General features: G+C 68.8%; 14 protein-coding genes and 1 pseudogene. 8 read left to right on the top strand and 7 right to left on the bottom strand.

The genetic code is table 11. The features are described 5' to 3' along the window. Window positions 1-2 precede the first annotated feature (2 nt). Window positions 3-1,268: a sensor histidine kinase gene (locus LTT66_RS04190; protein ID WP_233063973.1), complete on the bottom strand. Its 1,266-nt coding sequence runs from the start codon at window positions 1,266-1,268 to the stop codon at window positions 3-5. Next, window positions 1,265-1,957 (bottom strand): response regulator transcription factor, encoded by a 693-nt coding sequence (locus LTT66_RS04185; RefSeq protein WP_233063971.1) that lies wholly within the window; start codon window positions 1,955-1,957, stop codon window positions 1,265-1,267. The genes LTT66_RS04190 and LTT66_RS04185 overlap by 4 nt, the downstream gene beginning before the upstream one ends. 490 nt (window positions 1,958-2,447) lie before the next feature. Between LTT66_RS04185 and LTT66_RS04180 the strand changes: the two genes are divergently transcribed. Then, on the top strand, window positions 2,448-4,646 hold the full coding sequence (locus tag LTT66_RS04180) for a hypothetical protein (protein WP_233063969.1): 2,199 nt from the start codon (window positions 2,448-2,450) through the stop codon (window positions 4,644-4,646). 81 nt (window positions 4,647-4,727) lie between these two features. Next, window positions 4,728-6,533 carry a dynamin family protein gene (locus LTT66_RS04175; RefSeq protein ID WP_233063967.1) on the top strand — a complete coding sequence of 602 codons (1,806 nt, stop codon included), beginning with the start codon at window positions 4,728-4,730 and terminating at the stop codon, window positions 6,531-6,533. Window positions 6,534-6,546: 13 nt separating this feature from the next. Here the strand turns inward: LTT66_RS04175 and LTT66_RS04170 are convergent, their stop codons facing one another. Continuing rightward, window positions 6,547-8,547, bottom strand: a complete 2,001-nt coding sequence (locus tag LTT66_RS04170; RefSeq protein WP_233063964.1) for a glycoside hydrolase family 15 protein — start codon at window positions 8,545-8,547, stop codon at window positions 6,547-6,549. A gap of 113 nt (window positions 8,548-8,660) precedes the next feature. On the opposite strand from LTT66_RS04170, the gene LTT66_RS04165 reads away from it, so the two are divergent. Next, window positions 8,661-8,936 carry a hypothetical protein gene (locus tag LTT66_RS04165; RefSeq protein ID WP_233063963.1) on the top strand — a complete coding sequence of 92 codons (276 nt, stop codon included), beginning with the start codon at window positions 8,661-8,663 and terminating at the stop codon, window positions 8,934-8,936. Between the two features lie 80 nt (window positions 8,937-9,016). Here LTT66_RS04165 and LTT66_RS37350 read toward each other — a convergent pair whose 3' ends face one another. Further along, window positions 9,017-9,262, bottom strand: coding sequence for a hypothetical protein (locus LTT66_RS37350; RefSeq protein WP_408638743.1), 246 nt, complete (start codon window positions 9,260-9,262; stop codon window positions 9,017-9,019). A 70-nt stretch (window positions 9,263-9,332) separates the two neighbouring features. Here LTT66_RS37350 and LTT66_RS37195 point away from each other — a divergent pair, with 70 nt between their 5' ends. From LTT66_RS37195 to LTT66_RS04140, 5 genes are all read left to right on the top strand, one after another. Continuing rightward, window positions 9,333-9,422, top strand: coding sequence for an Ms4533A family Cys-rich leader peptide (locus LTT66_RS37195; RefSeq protein WP_312038717.1), 90 nt, complete (start codon window positions 9,333-9,335; stop codon window positions 9,420-9,422). Between the two features lie 204 nt (window positions 9,423-9,626). Beyond that, window positions 9,627-10,673, top strand: a complete 1,047-nt coding sequence (locus LTT66_RS04155) for a sulfate ABC transporter substrate-binding protein (RefSeq protein ID WP_233063962.1) — start codon at window positions 9,627-9,629, stop codon at window positions 10,671-10,673. A gap of 129 nt (window positions 10,674-10,802) precedes the next feature. Continuing rightward, window positions 10,803-11,603 carry a sulfate ABC transporter permease subunit CysT gene (cysT, locus tag LTT66_RS04150; protein ID WP_233068986.1) on the top strand — a complete coding sequence of 267 codons (801 nt, stop codon included), beginning with the start codon at window positions 10,803-10,805 and terminating at the stop codon, window positions 11,601-11,603. Continuing rightward, window positions 11,600-12,406 (top strand): sulfate ABC transporter permease subunit CysW, encoded by an 807-nt coding sequence (cysW, locus tag LTT66_RS04145; protein ID WP_233063958.1) that lies wholly within the window; start codon window positions 11,600-11,602, stop codon window positions 12,404-12,406. The genes cysT and cysW overlap by 4 nt, the downstream gene beginning before the upstream one ends. Further along, the gene (locus tag LTT66_RS04140; protein ID WP_233063956.1) at window positions 12,403-13,398 is read left to right on the top strand and encodes a sulfate/molybdate ABC transporter ATP-binding protein; all 996 of its coding nucleotides are present in this window, start codon (window positions 12,403-12,405) and stop codon (window positions 13,396-13,398) included. Before cysW ends, LTT66_RS04140 begins: the two co-directional genes overlap by 4 nt. A 492-nt stretch (window positions 13,399-13,890) precedes the next feature. Here the strand turns inward: LTT66_RS04140 and LTT66_RS04130 are convergent, their stop codons facing one another. The 3 genes and pseudogenes from LTT66_RS04130 to LTT66_RS37345 form a co-directional block, all read right to left on the bottom strand. Beyond that, a complete protein-coding gene (locus LTT66_RS04130; protein ID WP_233063955.1) occupies window positions 13,891-15,003 on the bottom strand; it encodes a serine hydrolase domain-containing protein in 1,113 nt (370 codons plus the stop codon). 68 nt (window positions 15,004-15,071) lie between these two features. Beyond that, window positions 15,072-15,606, bottom strand: a pseudogene (locus LTT66_RS04125) (IS630 family transposase). Beyond that, window positions 15,492-15,755: a helix-turn-helix domain-containing protein gene (locus LTT66_RS37345; RefSeq protein ID WP_408638742.1), complete on the bottom strand. Its 264-nt coding sequence runs from the start codon at window positions 15,753-15,755 to the stop codon at window positions 15,492-15,494. Before LTT66_RS37345 ends, LTT66_RS04125 begins: the two are co-directional and overlap by 115 nt. Window positions 15,756-16,112: the final 357 nt, after the last annotated feature.

Here is a 16,112-nt window from a genome sequence, read left to right as displayed (position 1 = left end):
GGCTAGCCCGTCGCGCGCAGTCGCACGCGCAGGCGGGCGCCCCCGAGCGGGCTTTCGTCGAGTTCCGCCGTGCCGGAATGCAATTCGGCCTGCTGGCGGACCAAGGCCAGCCCGAGACCGGAGCCGGGGGAGCCGGGCCCTTTCACGAAGCGGTCGAAGGCGTCCCCGCGCAGCGCCTCGGGGACGCCGCGGCCGTCGTCGTCGACGACGATTTCCACGCAGTCGCGCGGGCCGGATCGGGCGCTGACGACGACGGTTCGGGCATGACCGTGCTGCACGGCGTTGGCGACGGCATTCGTGACGATGAGCAGCACGCCGCCGGGCAGGCCGGTCACGGTGACGGGGGCGCATTCGGCGAGTTCCACCCGGACCCCGGGGTGCCTGCGGCGCGCGTCGTGCACCGCCCGGTCCAGGGTGTCGCAGAGATCGAACGGCTCGAAGACGTCCGGACCGGTGAGCTCGCCGACCGCCAGGCGTTCCAGATCGGTCAGCGTGTTCTCGATCTGCTGTTCGGCGAAGAGCACCTCGGCCAGGATCGCGCCGCGCTGCTGCGCCGGAATCTCCTTGGTGGCCAGCACCTGTAGATCGGTGCGCAGGGCGGTCAGCGGCGTGCGCAGCTCGTGCGCGCAGACCGCGGCGAAGTCGCGAGCGCTGGTCAGCGCGCGGTTGGTGGCGCGGTGGGCGGCCTCCAGCCGGGCCAGCATGCGGGTGATCGCGTCGGAGAGTTCCTCGGCTTCCCGCGCGCCGCGGCCGGACAGCGGCGGCAATTGCTCCAACGTGTCGATGCTGTGCGTGGCGTTGGCCAGCCTGCGCAGCGGCCGTGCGGCGAATCCGGCCAGGTACCAGCCGAGCAGCGCGGCCAGCAGCGCGCCCGCGACGCCGATGCCGAGGCCGATGCGCTGGCTGCGATGGATGGCCGCCGTCACGACGTCGCGGTCGGGATCGAGCGCGACCAGCACGCCGGGCAGTCCGTCGACCCGGGCGATCGCCGCGTCGCCCGGTATACCGGGAAGCCGCGCGTCCGCCGCGTCCGCGGGGGCCTGCTCGGGGGACAAGGTGGCCGCGGAAGGTGGAACCTGTTGCGCAGGACCGGCTTTCAGAGGCGGTGCGACGCGCACCGCCATCGAGGAGACGGTCTCGTCCAACTGGCGTTCGCCGGTGGCGCCGAGCAGGGCCGTGAAGGTGACCGTCAGGGTGAGCGCGACGAGCGCCGCGACCACCCCCGATACCACGGCCACCCGGGTACGCAGCGACGGTGACCCGCTCATGGTTCCTCCCGGAGTACGAAGCCGACGCCGCGCACGGTGTGGATCACCCGGGACGCGCCGTCCGCCTCCAGCTTGCGCCGCAGATAGGAGACGAACACGTCGACGACATTGGTGTCGGTGGGGAAGTCGTATCCCCAGACGGCGGACAGGATCTGCTCGCGGCCGAGCACGATCCCGGTGTGCTCGGCGAGCAGCGCGAGCACCTCGAATTCGCGCTTCGTCAGCTCCACCGGTCTGCCCGCGGCCAGCACCCGGTGCCCGGCCGGGTCGATGCGCACCTGCCCCACCGTGCGCACCCCCTCCGGCCGCCGCACCGGCTTCTGGCTGCGCCGCAGCAGCGCGTTCAGCCGTGCGACCAGTTCGCCGAGATCGAACGGCTTGGTCAGGTAGTCGTCGGCGCCGCGCTCCAGGCAGGCGATCCGGTCGCTGACCGCGGTGCGCGCGCTGAGCACACAGATCGGGATGTCGTTGCCCATCGCGCGCAGCGCGGTGACCACGCCGACGCCGTCGAGTTCGGGCAGGTTGACGTCGAGCACCATCGCGTCGGGCGTGGCGGCGCGGACCATGCTCAGCGCCGCCGCGCCGTCGACCGCGGTGACGACCTCGAAATCGGAAAGTTCCAGTCCGCGCCGCAGCGACGCGAGGAGGCGAACCTCGTCGTCCACGACCAAGATTCGTTGTCCGGCCATGGGGTCAATCTAATCCCACAGTCTGAGACGGCAGGCGGTGCGGTCGACTCGGGCAGGGCCGGTGCGTCCTGCGCCGAGACTCCGCCGGTTGATGCGCCCATGATGTGGTCTCCTGCGCGTCGATGCTGCCGAACGGGTGGTTCGCCGAATTCGACAGTAGGGCGCGGATCTTCAGCACTCCTCTGGCAACTCTTAGAGTTCTATTAGTTTTCCCGGCCGCGTTCGCCGCCGCACGCCGTCGCGGTCAGGACGCATTCGATCCGGCCTGGTAGTGGCGCGTATTCCAGACGGCGCGCGTTGGGGAAGGCCACCGGAAATAGGGCTTCCGATCCGGTAATTCGGATGGCAGGGTTGTGTTGCTCACCACAGTCGTATTCTCTACAGTCCTGGAGAATGTGACAGGCGAGTATTCCCGAAATACTGTTGGGTGATCTTCACTTGGTCGGACCGGCGCGGTGAGGATGCTGGAGAACCGAGAGTGGAGCCTTTTATGACGCGTGATCTGCCCTTCGACGAGCACACCGAAGGGGCCGAGCGCGCAGGCGACACCGCCTACCGTGTGGCCACCGGCGTCGCGCGGGTCGCGCGGGCGGGCGCCTACGTCACCGGCGGCGCCCTGGTGGCCGCCAACGGCGGCGGCGTTCCCGCGCAGCCCGGCGAGTCCCGCCTCGACAGCTGGCAAACCGGCTGGGCGCACAGTACCGATCCCGATCCCGATCAGCCGAGCCCGGTCGTCACCTTCCCGGACCCGGTCGTCGAGCCCGCGCCGTTCGCTTCGCACGGCTCGAATGTCCCGGTGGCACATAAAAACCCGGCGCCCGGCTCCCTGCCCGCGCCCGAGTTCACCATTCCGGGCACCGGTGCCGGGCCCGCCGGATCGCTGCCCACGTTCGGCGACGACTACAGCGGCACCGACGCCGGGTTCCCGCTACCGACCTTGCCCGGCGGCGACGCGGGCGGCCACGGGATGCAACTGCCCGGACACTCCGGAGGCGGTGTCCCCGGACTGGGCGGCATCCCCGGTGCGGACGGCAGTTCCGGGACCGGACTGACCATTCCAGGGACCGACGGCAACGTCTCCAGCGGTTTGCCGGTGCCCGGTGCCCGGTCCGACTCCGCGAACGACCTCGACGCGCCCGGCGGCCACGGGTTCGGCCTGCCGGGCCACGGGCTGGGCCAAGCCGGGCACGGCTTCGGCCTGCCCGGGACGAACGGCTTCGTCGCGCCCGGCTCCACCGTCTTCGACCTGCCCGGCAACAGTGGACTCGGCGTGGCGCCCACGGCGGGCGACCCGTTCGACGGCGTCGGCCAGGACGGCGATCTCGGGATGTTCGTCGGCACCCAGTGGTCGGTCGACTTCGGGATCGGCCCGAACGGGATCTACTTCACCTCCGAGATGAAGGTCGACGCCGCGGCCGGGCACGTCGGCGACCAGCTCGACCAGTACACCGACTGGCTGGCCGATGGCATCCACGTGCCGGACGGCACCGAGCGCCCGGTCACCGACCCGCACGCGCCGGGCAACGGCCATTCCGGTCTGCTCGGCGGACTCACGTCACCGGGCACCTCCGGGACGCAGGCGTCCGGCGTAGCGCAGTCCTCGTCGGCGGGAGTCGCGCAGTCGCAGGCGGCGTCCGGCGTCGCGCAGCCGCTGGCCGCCTCGGCGCCGGTCGCGCCCGCCCATGCTGCCGCTGTCGCGCCGGCCGCGTCGGTGGCCCCCGCCGTCCCGGCTCCTGCCGCCGCACCCGCGGCGGTCGCGGCCGCTCCGGTCGTCGCGGCCACCCCGCTGCAGACCACGATCCAGCCCGATGCCGCCTCGACCCCGATCGCGAATGTGCTCGCCGCGCCGGAGGGCGCGTCCGTGCTGACCGCTCCGGCGGCGGCGGTCCCCGCGCTGTTCGACGCGGTACGGCCGACGCCCGCGGTGAAGCCCGCGCCGGTGACCGACCCGCAGCCGTCCCATCCCACCCAGCCGTCCACGCCGACGGGGACCGCGCCGACGACGATCGTGAAGACCACCCCGACGCCGAGCGTTCCGGGCGACGTGACCACCCCGTCCGTGCCGAAGACGCCGGATCTCGACGTCACGAAGCTCCCGGGCGCCACCACGCTGCCGCACGGAGGCGTCACCACCCCGGACGTGCCGACCACCAAGACACCGGGCGCGACGGTCACCAAGCCCCCGGCGCCCGGCTCGACCACCCCGGACGACGACGTGACGACCCCGGGTGGCGTCACCGGCCGGCCCAGCACCGGCGGCACCTCGAACAGCCCCTACCCGACCAACGACGCCTACCCGACCGCCGACGTCCCGACGCACGACCTGCCGACCGACGACGTGCCGACCGTGAGCAGGCCGTCGCAGCCGACGTACTCCGCGCCGGACCAGCCGACCTACAGCGCCCCGGCGCACGCGCCCACCGTCGAGCCGCACACTCCGATGGCGCCGACCCAGGTCGCTCCCGTGCCCACCCAGGCACCGATCAAACCGCAAGTGATCGACCCGAAGCCGCAGGGGATCTCGGCGCCGCTGGCGGCCGACACCTCGGTGGTCGCCGAGCACACCTACGACCACTCCGCACTCACGCTGGTGTCCTATGGCGGTCTCTCGAGTGGGTTGCTGCCGGATCCGGCCATAGCGGATATGCACCACCAGGCGTCCGGTGTGTCGGACGTCTCGCTGATGTAGCAGGGCTACAAGAGTCGGCGAGGTCTGCGGAGCGTCCGCAGGGGGTACCAGAACAAGAGTCACCGAGAGTAAGGAGGAGGGTTGTCTGCCGCTGCCGGGCTGAAGGCTGCGACGGTGAAACATCCGGACGCGATGGCCCCGCTCATCCGAATACTCGACGAGCTGCGGGAGACGGCCCGATGCGCGGGACGCGACGACCTCGGCAGCCGACTGAGCATGGTCCGCGCCAGGGTGAGCGATCCCCGGGTGCGACTCGTGGTCGTCGGCCATCCGAAGAACGGCATGAGCACGCTGGTCAACAGCTTGGTCGGTGCCTCGGTCAGTGCGACGAACAGCGATCTGAGCGTCCCGGTGATCGTCGAGTACGGCCCCGAGCCGACCGCGACGCTGGTGCGGCAGACCGAATTCGGCCGCACCGAGCGCCAGTCGGTCGACCCGCTCGATCCCGGTCCGGCGCTGGCCACCCAGGGCGTCGTCCGCGCCGAGTTCACCCAGCCGAGTTCGCTGCTCGCCGACGGTGTCGTCGTCATGGACGCTCCCGGTGGGCTGGGTGACAATCGCACCACCTGGTCGATGATCGCCGCGGCCGACGCCGTGCTCTACGTCGGTGACGCGAGTGCCGAGCTGACCATGGAGCAGATCGCCGAATTGCAGCGCATCCAGCAGATCTGTCCCACGGTGGTCTGTGTGCTGAACAAGATCGATGTGTATCCGCACTGGTCGCACACCCAGCAGCGCAATCGGGAACTGCTCGACTCGGCGGGGCTCGGTTTCGCGGTGGCGCCGGTGTCCGCGGAATTGCACCGGCAGGCCGGGATGACCGGTGATTACCAGCGGGACATCGAGTCCGGCGTGCCGCAGCTGATCGATCACCTGCGCGACTACGTGGTCGCCCGCGCCGACGCGGTGGCGCTGGAAGCCGCCGTCCAGGACATCCGCTTGGTCTGCGATCACTTGGCGCTCACGCTGCGCACCGAGGCCGAGTCGCTGCGCGATCCGCGGCGCAAGGCCGAGATCACCGACCAGCTCGTGCGCGCCCGCGACGAGGCCGACCAGCTGCGCCAGCGCACCGCGAACTGGCAGGTCACCCTGGTCGACGGCGCGACGGAACTGATGGCCGACATCGAGCACGACCTGCGCCACCGGCTGCGCAGCCTGATCCGCGACGCCGAGGCCGAGATCGCCCAGACCGATCCGGCGCGCCGGTGGAAGGAATTCGGCGCCGATCTGGACGCGCGCATCTGCGAGGCGGTCGAGGAGAACTTCGCCGTGGCACACTACCGCTCGATGGAGCTGTCCGAGCAGGTGGCCGCCAAGTTCCCGGCCGACAACCGGACCGCGCCGCTACCGGACCTGCGCCTGACCAATCCCGGTGAGGTGCTCGAAGCGGTGCAGCCCCTGGAGCCGTTGGAGAGCGCGAAGGCAGGGGTGACCCAGCAGTTCCTCACCGGTCTGCGCGGCTCCTACGGCGGCATCCTGATGGTCGGTCTGGCCACCAGCCTGCTGGGCATGTCGCTGGTGAACTGGTATTCGGCGGGCGCGGGCGTGCTGCTGGGCGTCAACGCGCTGTGGGACGATCGCAAGAACCGCAAGCTGCGCCGCCGCGCCGAGGCCAAGGTGGCGGTCGCCCGCCTGATGGACGACGTGATCTTCCAAGTCGGCAAGGAGTCGCGCAACCGCTTGCGCGCCATGCAGCGGGTACTGCGCGACCACTTCACCGACATCGCGACCGAGGTCTCGCGCAGCGCGGACGACGCGCTGCGCTTGGCCGAGGAGAACTACGGGAAGTACGGCGACCGCGGGCCGGAGCGGATCGCCGACCTCGAGGCGCGGCTGGGCAAACTGCGGGTGCTGCGCGACGAGGCCGACGGGCTGGTCCCCGCGTAGGCCGATCGCCGGGTCAGACCGGATGGCCCTGCGGGGTGTGCGCGGGCTGGAACCGGCCCGCGTGCCGGGAATCCTCGGCGCGGATGACGTGGGTGACGGCGTTGATCAGCGCAAGATGGGTGAACGCCTGGGGGAAGTTGCCCAGGTGGCGGCCGCTGCGCGGATCGATCTCCTCGGCGTACAACCGCAGCGGGCTCGCGAAGCCGAGCAGCCGTTCGCACAGGTGCCGGGCGCGCTGGATCTCACCGATCTCGACCAGCGCGGAGACCAGCCAGAACGAGCAGATGGTGAACGCGCCTTCCTCGCCGCTCAAACCGTCGTCGGTGGTCTCGGTCCGGTACCGCAGCACCAAGCCGTTCTCGGTGAGCCGGTCGGCGATGGCGAGCACGGTGGCGCGCACGCGGTTGTCCTCGGGCGGCAGGAAGCGGGTGAGCACCACCAGCAGCAGGGAAGCGTCCAGAGTGTCGCCGCCGTAGACCTGGGTGAACACGCCTTCGGAGTTGACGCCCTTGGCCAGGACGTCGGCCTTGATCTCCTCCGCGATCGCGTACCACTCTCCGGCGTGCTCGTACTGGCCGTGCAGCTCGGCGAGTTTCGCGCCGCGGTCCAGCGCCACCCAGCACATCACCTTGGACGAGGTGAAGTGCTGCGGCTCGCCGCGCACCTCCCAGATGCCCCGGTCGGGCTCCTGCCAGTGCTCGATGGCGGCGTGCACTTGGCGGACCAGCAGCGGCCACAGGGTCTCCGGCACCTGCTGGCGCGACTTCACGTGCAAGTACACCGCGTCGAGCATGGTGCCCCAGATGTCGTGCTGGGCCTGGTTGTAGGCGTTGTTGCCGATGCGCACCGGCCGGGAATGGTCGTAGCCGCTGAGGTGGTCGAGGCTGAGCTCGTCGAGCTGCCGTTCACCGCCGATGCCGTAGAGCACCTGCAGCGGAACCGGGTCGCCGTTCTCACCGGTGGTCGCGTCGTTGAGGAACGCGAAGAAGTCGTCGGCCTCCCGGTCCAGGCCGAGCGTGTACAGGCCCCACAGCGCGAAACTGGCATCCCGCACCCAGGTGTAGCGGTAGTCCCAGTTGCGTTCCCCGCCAGGGGTTTCCGGCAGGGAGCTGGTCGCGGCCGCCATCAGCGCGCCGGTCGGCGCGTAGGTGAGGCCCTTGAGGGTGAGCGCGCTGCGCTGCAGGTAGTTGCGCCACGGGTGATCGGGGAACTTGCCGAGCGTGATCCATTGGCGCCAGCATTCGGTGGTCTGCCACATCTTGTTGGCGGCCTCCTCGAAGGTGCGCGGCGGGGGCAGCTCCGACCAGGTGAGCGCGACGAAGACCTCGTCACCCTCCGTCATCCTGGTGCGGGCGCGGGCCTCCCGGCCCTCCAGTCCGAGGCGCAGATCCGTGGTGAGCACCAGCGTCGGGCCTGCGCTCGGATCGTCGCTGCGCACGGCGGTCGCCTCCTCGTACACCTTGCCGGTGTACTCCCAGCGGGCGGTGGCGCGGTGGAAGTCGAACGCCGGCTCACAGCTCACCTCGAGCTCCACGGTGCCGTTCACGCATTTCACCGTGCGCAGCAGCAGGTGCTCGGCATCCCAGTCCATCGGGGTGCGGCGGTGGGTCTTGCTGCGCTGATCGTTGTTGTGCCAACGGCCGAGCACCAGCGCGTCCCGCACGATCAGCCAGCCGGTGCCGGTCTGCCAGGTGGTCTCCAGGATCATCCCGCCGGGCAGGTAGCGGCGGGCGGCGGGCACGTTGACGCCGTAGGGTCCGACCCGGAAGTGCCCCGCGCTCCGGTCGAGGACGGCCCCGAAGACGCTCGGCGAATCCGGCCGCGGCACACACATCCACTCCACCGCGCCGTTGCTGGCGACCAGGCAGTTGGTCTCGCAGTCGGACAGGAAGGCGTAGTCGTCGATCGGCGGGTAGGCGCCGTGCCGGTGCGGTGCGGACAGGCTCGTCGGCTCGGACAAGCTCGTCGGCAGGCCGTCGGAGTCGTTCAGGGTGAGGTCATCGGAGGACGCCATACCCCATCTTCGGGCCGATGCGCACCCGGCGTCCACCGCTCGGCGCCACGGGTCGGCCGCCGTGGCCGGATGGGCCCCGTGGAGGCGGCCGCCGGACGCACTAGGCTGGAACCGTGCATCGCATCGCAGGATGGTGGGACGGCTTCGAGCTGTGGGTGGCGGGACTGCCGTTCATCCCGCAGTTCCTCGTCGTCCTCGTGGGCATGGTCCCGATCAGCTTCGCCATCGCCTACGGGCTCGATCGCGTACTGCGTGCCGTGCTGCGCATGGTGGACCGCAGGTACGGCGCCGATCCGGCACCGGCGCGGCCCGTCCCGGCCGGCGCGGCGATGCTCGAGCCCGAACAGGTCACCGCGGCCCGCACCCCGGTGCAGAGCGGGGCGCACTGATGCCTCGCTCGCGGGTTCAGCTCGCCCTCGTCGCCCTGCTCGTGCTCATCGTCGTCGCCTGGTTGTTCACCCGCTGAAGGTCAGCTCGCGCCGGTCGCCGAACCGCCTTTCGCCGACCTCGTGTGCGACGGTGCTCGCCGCCGCTCCGGCATCCCGGCCCAGCGTGCGCACGACTGGTCGAAGTTCGCGCGGTAGGTGCGCAGCACCACGTCGAACCCCGTCGGTGACCGCGAGGTAACCAGAGCGGTACGGTCGGCGGGATGCTCCCCGGTGCGGGTACTGATGCCGGAGAATTCGGCGCGGAGGCGGTCCGGACTACTGGTCATGGGATGAAAACCCCCTCTTCCAGCGACTCTTCGATTCGAACTCCGTCGTCCGCTCTGCTAAAGTCTGCCCGTGTCTTCGAGCGCCGTCCCGCAGGTCCGCCATGAATTGGCGTTGATTGCTGTCGGTGATCTCGCGGTCGCGGATATCTACTGTCGCTGATCGGCAACCGGGCACGTCCGCGTCTCGTTTCCCAGTAGACTGGCGCGCTTCTCGTGGATCTGCTCTGCTTCCCGGCGGCCCGTTGGGCCGATAGTCGCGCCACTGCCGTATCACCCGACCGGCAGGTCTGCTGAACCAAACAGATGGTCGCCGCCACCGATGTATTTCCGGACAACTGGCGGTCCGCAAGAAAGGTCCACCCCGATGGCTCGCAAATCTTGGCTCTCGCCGCGCCGACGCTACAGCGCCGTTGCCCTCGCCGCACTAGCGGCGGTCGCGCTGACCGCGTGCGGCGGCGGAGCCAGCGACACGGTCGGGGGAGACAATGCCGACGGCAGCGGCGGTACCCTCAATCTCTACGCCTACGCCGTGCCGAAGCCCGGCTTCGACAAGGTGATCCCCGAGTTCAACAAGACCGAGCAGGGCAAGGGCGTCCAGATCCAGCAGTCCTACGGAGCCTCGGGTGACCAGTCCCGCAAGGTGAAGGACGGCGCCGAGGCCGACGTCGTGAACTTCTCGGTCGAGCCGGACGTCACCCGCCTCGTGGACGCGGGCCTGGTGGACACCAGCTGGAACGCCGACGCCACCAAGGGAATCCCGTTCGGCTCGGTGGTCGCGATCGTCGTGCGCAAGGGCAACCCCAAGGGCATCAAGGACTGGGACGACCTGCTGAAGCCGGGCGTCGAGGTGGTCACCCCGAACCCGTTCAGCTCCGGTTCGGCCAAGTGGAACCTGCTCGCGCCGTACGCGGCCAAGAGCGACGGCGGCAAGAACCCGCAGGCGGGCCTGGACTACCTGAGCAAGCTGGTCTCCGAGGAGCACGTGAAGGTGCAGCCGAAGTCCGGCCGCGAGGCGACCGAGACCTTCCTGCAGGGCACCGGTGACGTCCTGCTGAGCTACGAGAACGAGGCGATCTTCGCCGAGCGCAACGGCGATCCGATCGAGCACATCGTCCCGCCGGTCACGTTCAAGATCGAGAACCCGTTCGCGGTGCTGAAGAACAGCAAGAACCAGCAGAAAGCCGTCGCCTTCCGCGACTTCCTGTTCACCCCCGAAGGCCAGAAGGCCTGGGCCGACGCGGGCTTCCGCCCGGTGGACCCGAAGGTCGCCGCCGACTACGCCAAGGACTTCCCGACCCCGCAGAAGCTGTGGACGATCGCCGACCTCGGCGGCTGGAAGACGGTGGACAAGGAGCTGTTCACCCCGAACACCGGCTCGGTAGCGGTGATCTATGACAACGCGACCAAGTGACCGGGTGACCCCCGTTACACCGGATACTGGACGACTGTGACGAACAGCAGTAGCGCCGGGACCGCGCAGGCGGACGGTCCCGGCGTCTCCCACGCCGCGCGCCAGAGCCGCCGCTGGAACTGGTCATGGCTGCGCGTGACCGGCTCGGTCGGCCCGCTGGGCATCGCCACCGCGGTGCTGTGGCTGAGCATCATCGTGTTGCTGCCGCTGGCGGCGCTCACCGTGACGAGCTTCGAGGACGGCTGGTCCGGCTTCGTCGACGCCGTCACCGCGCCCGCCGCACTGGACTCGCTGCGCATCACCGTGCTGGTCTCAGTGGTGGTGGCGCTGATCAACGTGGTGATGGGCACGCTGATCGCCTGGGTGCTGGTCCGCGACCAGTTCCCCGGCAAAAGCATCGTCAACGCGCTGATCGACCTGCCGTTCGCGCTGCCGACGATCGTGGCCAGCATCGTGCTGCTCTCGCTGTACGGGCCGCAGAGCCCGATCGACATCCACCTCAACGCGACCCAGCCGGGTCTGGTGGTGGCGCTGGCGTTCGTCACGTTGCCGTTCGTGGTGCGTTCGGTGCAGCCGGTGCTGATCGAGGCCGATCGCGAGGTCGAGCAGGCGGCGCTGTCGCTGGGCGCGAACAACTGGACCACCTTCCGCCGGATCGTGCTGCCCGCGCTGACGCCCGCGATCATCAGCGGCGGGGGCCTGGCCTTCGCCCGCGCGATCGGCGAATACGGTTCGGTGGTGCTGATCGGCGGTGCGATTCCGCGCAAGACCGAGATGGCCTCCCAGTACATCCAGAAGCAGATCGAGATCGACCGGCCGGTGAACGCGGCGGCCGTGTCGGTCGCGCTACTGGCCATCTCGTTCGCGACGCTGCTCGTGCTGCGGCTGCTCGCCGAACGCAGCGCCCGCAAGGAACAGGCGGCTCGATGAATCTGTCTCCGTCGACCCGCGTCTCGTTGCGGACCGTGGCGCTCGGCTACCTGTTCATCCTGCTGGTCCTGCCGCTGGTCGTCATCCTGTGGCGCACCTTCGAGCGGGGCGTCGGCGCGTTCGTCGACTCGATCACCACGCCCGCGGCGATCTCGGCGTTCCAGCTGTCCATCCTGATCGTGGCGATCGTCGTACCGGTCAACGTGATCTTCGGCATCGTGACGGCGCTCGCTCTGGTCCGCGGAAAGTTCCCCGGTCGCACCCTGGTTCAAGGCATCGTAGACCTGCCGTTCGCGGTCTCGCCGGTGGTCGTCGGCGTCTCGCTGATCCTGCTCTGGGGCGTCGGCGGGTGGTTCGGCGGCTTGGAGGACTTGGGCTTCAAGGTCATCTTCAACCTGCCCGGCATGGTGATCGCCACCATCTTCGTCACGCTGCCGTTCGTGGTGCGTGAGGTCGAGCCGGTGCTGCACGAGATCGGCGACGACCAGGAGCAGGCCGCGGCCACACTGGGCGCGTCCAAGTGGCAGACGTTCTGGCGGATCACGCTTCCGGCGATCCGCTGGGGCCTGACCTACGGCGTGGTGCTCACCGTGGCCCGCGCGCTCGGCGAGTTCGGCGCCGTGATCATGGTGTCCTCGGCGCTGCCCGGCAAGTCGCAGACGCTGACGCTGCTCGTGCACGGCCGCTACATCAACGACCACAACACCTTCGGCGCCTACTCCGCGGCGACCTTGCTGATGGGCATAGCCCTCGTCACCCTTCTGCTGATGACTCTCCTCGAACGTAAGCGGGGCGCAAAGTGATTACCGTGATCAACGCGAACAAGAACTACGGCACGTTCGCGGCCCTCGATGACGTCACCATCGACATCCCCTCCGGGGAGCTCACCGCGTTGCTCGGCCCCTCGGGCTCGGGCAAGTCGACGCTGCTGCGTTCGATCGCCGGGCTGGAGTCGCTGGACTCCGGTGTGGTGAGCATCGCGGGCCGCGATGTCACCCGGGTGCCGCCGCAGAAACGCGACATCGGTTTCGTGTTCCAGCACTATGCGGCGTTCAAGCACATGACCGTGCGCGACAACGTGGCCTTCGGCCTGAAGATCCGCAAGCGCCCGAAGAACGAGATCAGCAAGCGTGTAGACGAATTGCTCGGCATCGTCGGACTCGACGGCTTCCAGCACCGCTACCCGGCGCAGCTGTCGGGCGGCCAGCGCCAGCGCATGGCGCTGGCCCGCGCGCTCGCCGTCGATCCGCAGGTGCTGCTGCTGGACGAACCGTTCGGCGCACTGGACGCGAAGGTTCGCGCGGACCTGCGCACCTGGCTGCGCCGCCTGCACGAGGAGGTCCACGTGACCACCGTGCTGGTCACCCACGACCAGGAGGAGGCGCTCGACGTCGCCGACCGGATCGCGGTGATGAACAAGGGCCGCATCGAGCAGATCGGCACCCCCGAGGACGTGTACGACCGGCCCGCCAACGAGTTCGTCATGTCGTTCCTGGGCGCGGTGGCCCGGCTGAACGGACATCTGGTGCGGCCGCACGACATTCGCGTCGGCCGTGACCCCGGCATGGCGCGCGCCGAGCACGAGGGCACCGCGGAGTCCGCGGGGGTCACCCGGGCGACGGTCGAGCGCGTCGTCCATCTCGGTTTCGAGGTGCGCGTGGAGTTGCGCAACGCCGCGACCGGCGACCTGTTCGCCGCGCAGGTCACCCGGGGCGACGCGGAGGCGCTGCGGCTCTCGGACGGGGAGACGGTCTACGTGCGTGCCACGCGGATCCCGGAACTGCCCATGCACTAGATGTACTGACCCGAGAGGTTGGGGACGCGGGCCGCTGGTGGATGTCCGCCGAGTGCGGTGTGGCCGCGGTGGCGCGCAGGACCACCAGGCGGCCATCGACCGGCAGATCGGCGACGGTCCGACGGTGATAGCTGTGGAGCTTCGCCGACGCCGCGCCGCGGCGCGAGCACATCGCAGGGCCCGGCGCCGTCCTGGCCCGAACAACGACCCGCGAACCCGCGTCGACAACGTCATCGATCACCAGCGCTGACAAACCCGAGAACGCAAGTTCGATAGCAATATCCACCACACTCACCGAGGCATCGTGCCGTCAGACCATCACCTCGAGCCACCGGCAGTGAGCCAGAGCCGTTTACCCGACACTCCCAGTCGGTCAGGGCCGAGTCAAACCGTCACACCGGGGCCACTTCAAGTTGACATAGCCACTTTGGGTGCAGGCGCCAGCGCCCCGGCCCTCTCTTCTCCGGTTGGTGAGAGTCCGGTGAGGAAGGATTACCGGATCGCCTCGAGCACACCGGTGGTGAGTTGTTGGAAGCCGAACGGCGCTGCTGGGGGCGGTTTCGGGCCTAGCCGGACGGCCACGACGTTTTGTTCTGGCACCACGGCGAGTATCTGGTTGTTGAAACCTAATGCCCAGAATGTGTCGCGGGGAGCGGACGGAATCAGCGGACCCATACGGATTTGCTGATCGCCTCGACCGGTGACAGCGAGCGCGGGTAATGCTACGGCTCCCTCGGCATTCAACCACCACAGGCGCCCGTAGCCTCGGTTGTGGTTGGTACTCGGGGTAACCGAGGCCCGTATATAGTCGGCGTCCACGATCTGCACGCCCTTCCAATTCCCATGGTGAAGCATGAAGACTCCGAGGCGAGCGAGGTCGAGGCAGGTCGTCTTCAGGCCCATGAACGTCATCGCTCCGCCGGAAAGATCCCGTCCGAGTCGGGAAGCATCCATCCCGAGTGGGCCGAAGATGTGCTCCTCCGCATAGTCGGATGGATGCACCCCGGTCGCTGTCTGCAGGACCTTCGCAAGCACCTGCACCGCCGAGTTGTTGTACACCCACTCGGTCCCTGGCGCGGCCTCTTGGCCGAGGCCGATAGCGAACGCCGACTTGTCTGCCGCCCTCACTGCCATCTCCCGGTAGTCGATTGCAGCATCCCATTCCCGACCCGAGGTGTTGGTGAGGAGATGTTCTACCGTCACCCCCGCCGAGGGTGTGTCACGCCACTGGGGTATGTAGTCGGCAACTCTGTCGGACAAAGACAACTCGGCACGCCTCAGCGCGACACCGACCAGAAGCCCAGTCAACGACTTGGTCACCGAGAACGCCTCTGTGGGATTCATATCCGGACCCGGCCCGTGCTCATCGACCACGACCTTGTCGTCGCGCACAACCGCCAGACACGACGAGCTGGCTGCCTCCGCCTCGGAAACGAGGGTAGACAACACCACAGGGTCGAAACCCGCATCGGCTGGGTCCACCTGCTTCCATCCCGAACCAGGAAAGACGGCCTCGGCACCTGTTGCTTCCGGGCGAATATCAGATGATGTGGAAGGCATGGAGCAGGCCGCCGCAACGAGGGCGGCGATTGCCGCGGCGACCACGCGCCGCCGCCGCACCGATGACGGCCGGCCGATTGACTCGGCCGACGAGCTAACTATTTGAGCCGAAACTATGTCATTTCCTCCAGGGTCGTGTAGCGGACGTGTGGGGCGTGGAAGTAGCCGCGCACGATGTCGGGTTGGCGTTGTCGGCGGTGCAGGAAGCGGCGGGTTTCGTGGGCGAGGTCGTCGCGGGAGCGGGCGCGGGCGGGGTGAACGTGCCGTTTGATGTCGGCGTTCAGGATCTCGTCGGGGTTGAGCTCGGGACTGTAGCCGGGCATCAAATGCAGCTCGACGCGGTGAGCGTTGGCGGCCAGCCAGGCGGTGACCGCCTTGCTGCGGTGCACCGGGTGCCGGTCGGCGATGACATGGACCTTGCCCGGCCTGGCGGGCGAGCCGGTCGAGAAAGGTGATGAACACCTTCGCGGTGAAGCGGCCGGTGAACACCGAAAACCACAGTGCGCCACGAAAAGCGATGGCGGACATGATGTTCACGCGCAGGCGTTTGCCGCTGACCCGCACCACCGGTGTGCTGCCCTTCGGCGCCCAGCTACGCCCCGGCGGGGCAGTGTCGCTGCGCAGCCCGCACTGATCGGTCCACGCCACCACGTGCCCACCGATCGCCGCGAGACACCGAACACTTCCGCCGCCTCGCCGTAGCTGCGTACCCGCTCCGACTCCAGCGCGGCCACCACCCGCAACCGCACCACCTCCTGCGCAGCGGGCGACAACCGCCGCGCGTCCTGATCACTCACACAACCCTCAACGAGCAAGGCAACCAAGAAGTTTCAGTTCAAATATCTGGAGAAGTGGGTATCGCGGGAAATCCATAACTCAGTTCTCGATCCTTCGTATCCATCTGTCCGACGCACGTAACAACTCCCATCGACACCGGGCCAGGGGCGCATGAGCCTCGCTCTTGGGCACGAGCCTGCAGAGGGGTCGGCCCGCAACAAGGTTCCGGACCCGCCTAGTATAGGCAAGGAGCTTGTCTATACAATAGCGGAAGTAAGCTGATGTCTCGATCCAAGTTGGAGAGCTATCTTGAAAATACTAAAGTGCCTTGCTAATCTCCGAGCTGGAGGTGTGCCGCCGAGTCGGCGCCCTGGGAT

Origin of the sequence: Nocardia gipuzkoensis (genome assembly GCF_021183645.1) — a bacterium.
Classification (GTDB): domain Bacteria; phylum Actinomycetota; class Actinomycetes; order Mycobacteriales; family Mycobacteriaceae; genus Nocardia; species Nocardia abscessus.
Note: the sequence above shows the minus strand (reverse complement) of the source record. Positions and strands in the feature narration are given on the sequence as shown.

Bases quoted from the DNA above. Each gene is read 5' to 3' on its own strand.
- LTT66_RS04190 (WP_233063973.1), bottom strand. From the start codon at position 1,268: ATGAGCGGGTCACCGTCGCTGCGTACCCGGGTGGCCGTGGTATCGGGG.
- LTT66_RS04185 (WP_233063971.1), bottom strand. From the start codon at position 1,957: ATGGCCGGACAACGAATCTTGGTCGTGGACGACGAGGTTCGCCTCCTC.
- LTT66_RS04180 (WP_233063969.1), top strand. From the start codon at position 2,448: ATGACGCGTGATCTGCCCTTCGACGAGCACACCGAAGGGGCCGAGCGC.
- LTT66_RS04170 (WP_233063964.1), bottom strand. From the start codon at position 8,547: ATGGCGTCCTCCGATGACCTCACCCTGAACGACTCCGACGGCCTGCCG.
- LTT66_RS37350 (WP_408638743.1), bottom strand. From the start codon at position 9,262: ATGACCAGTAGTCCGGACCGCCTCCGCGCCGAATTCTCCGGCATCAGT.
- LTT66_RS04155 (WP_233063962.1), top strand. From the start codon at position 9,627: ATGGCTCGCAAATCTTGGCTCTCGCCGCGCCGACGCTACAGCGCCGTT.
- cysW (WP_233063958.1), top strand. From the start codon at position 11,600: ATGAATCTGTCTCCGTCGACCCGCGTCTCGTTGCGGACCGTGGCGCTC.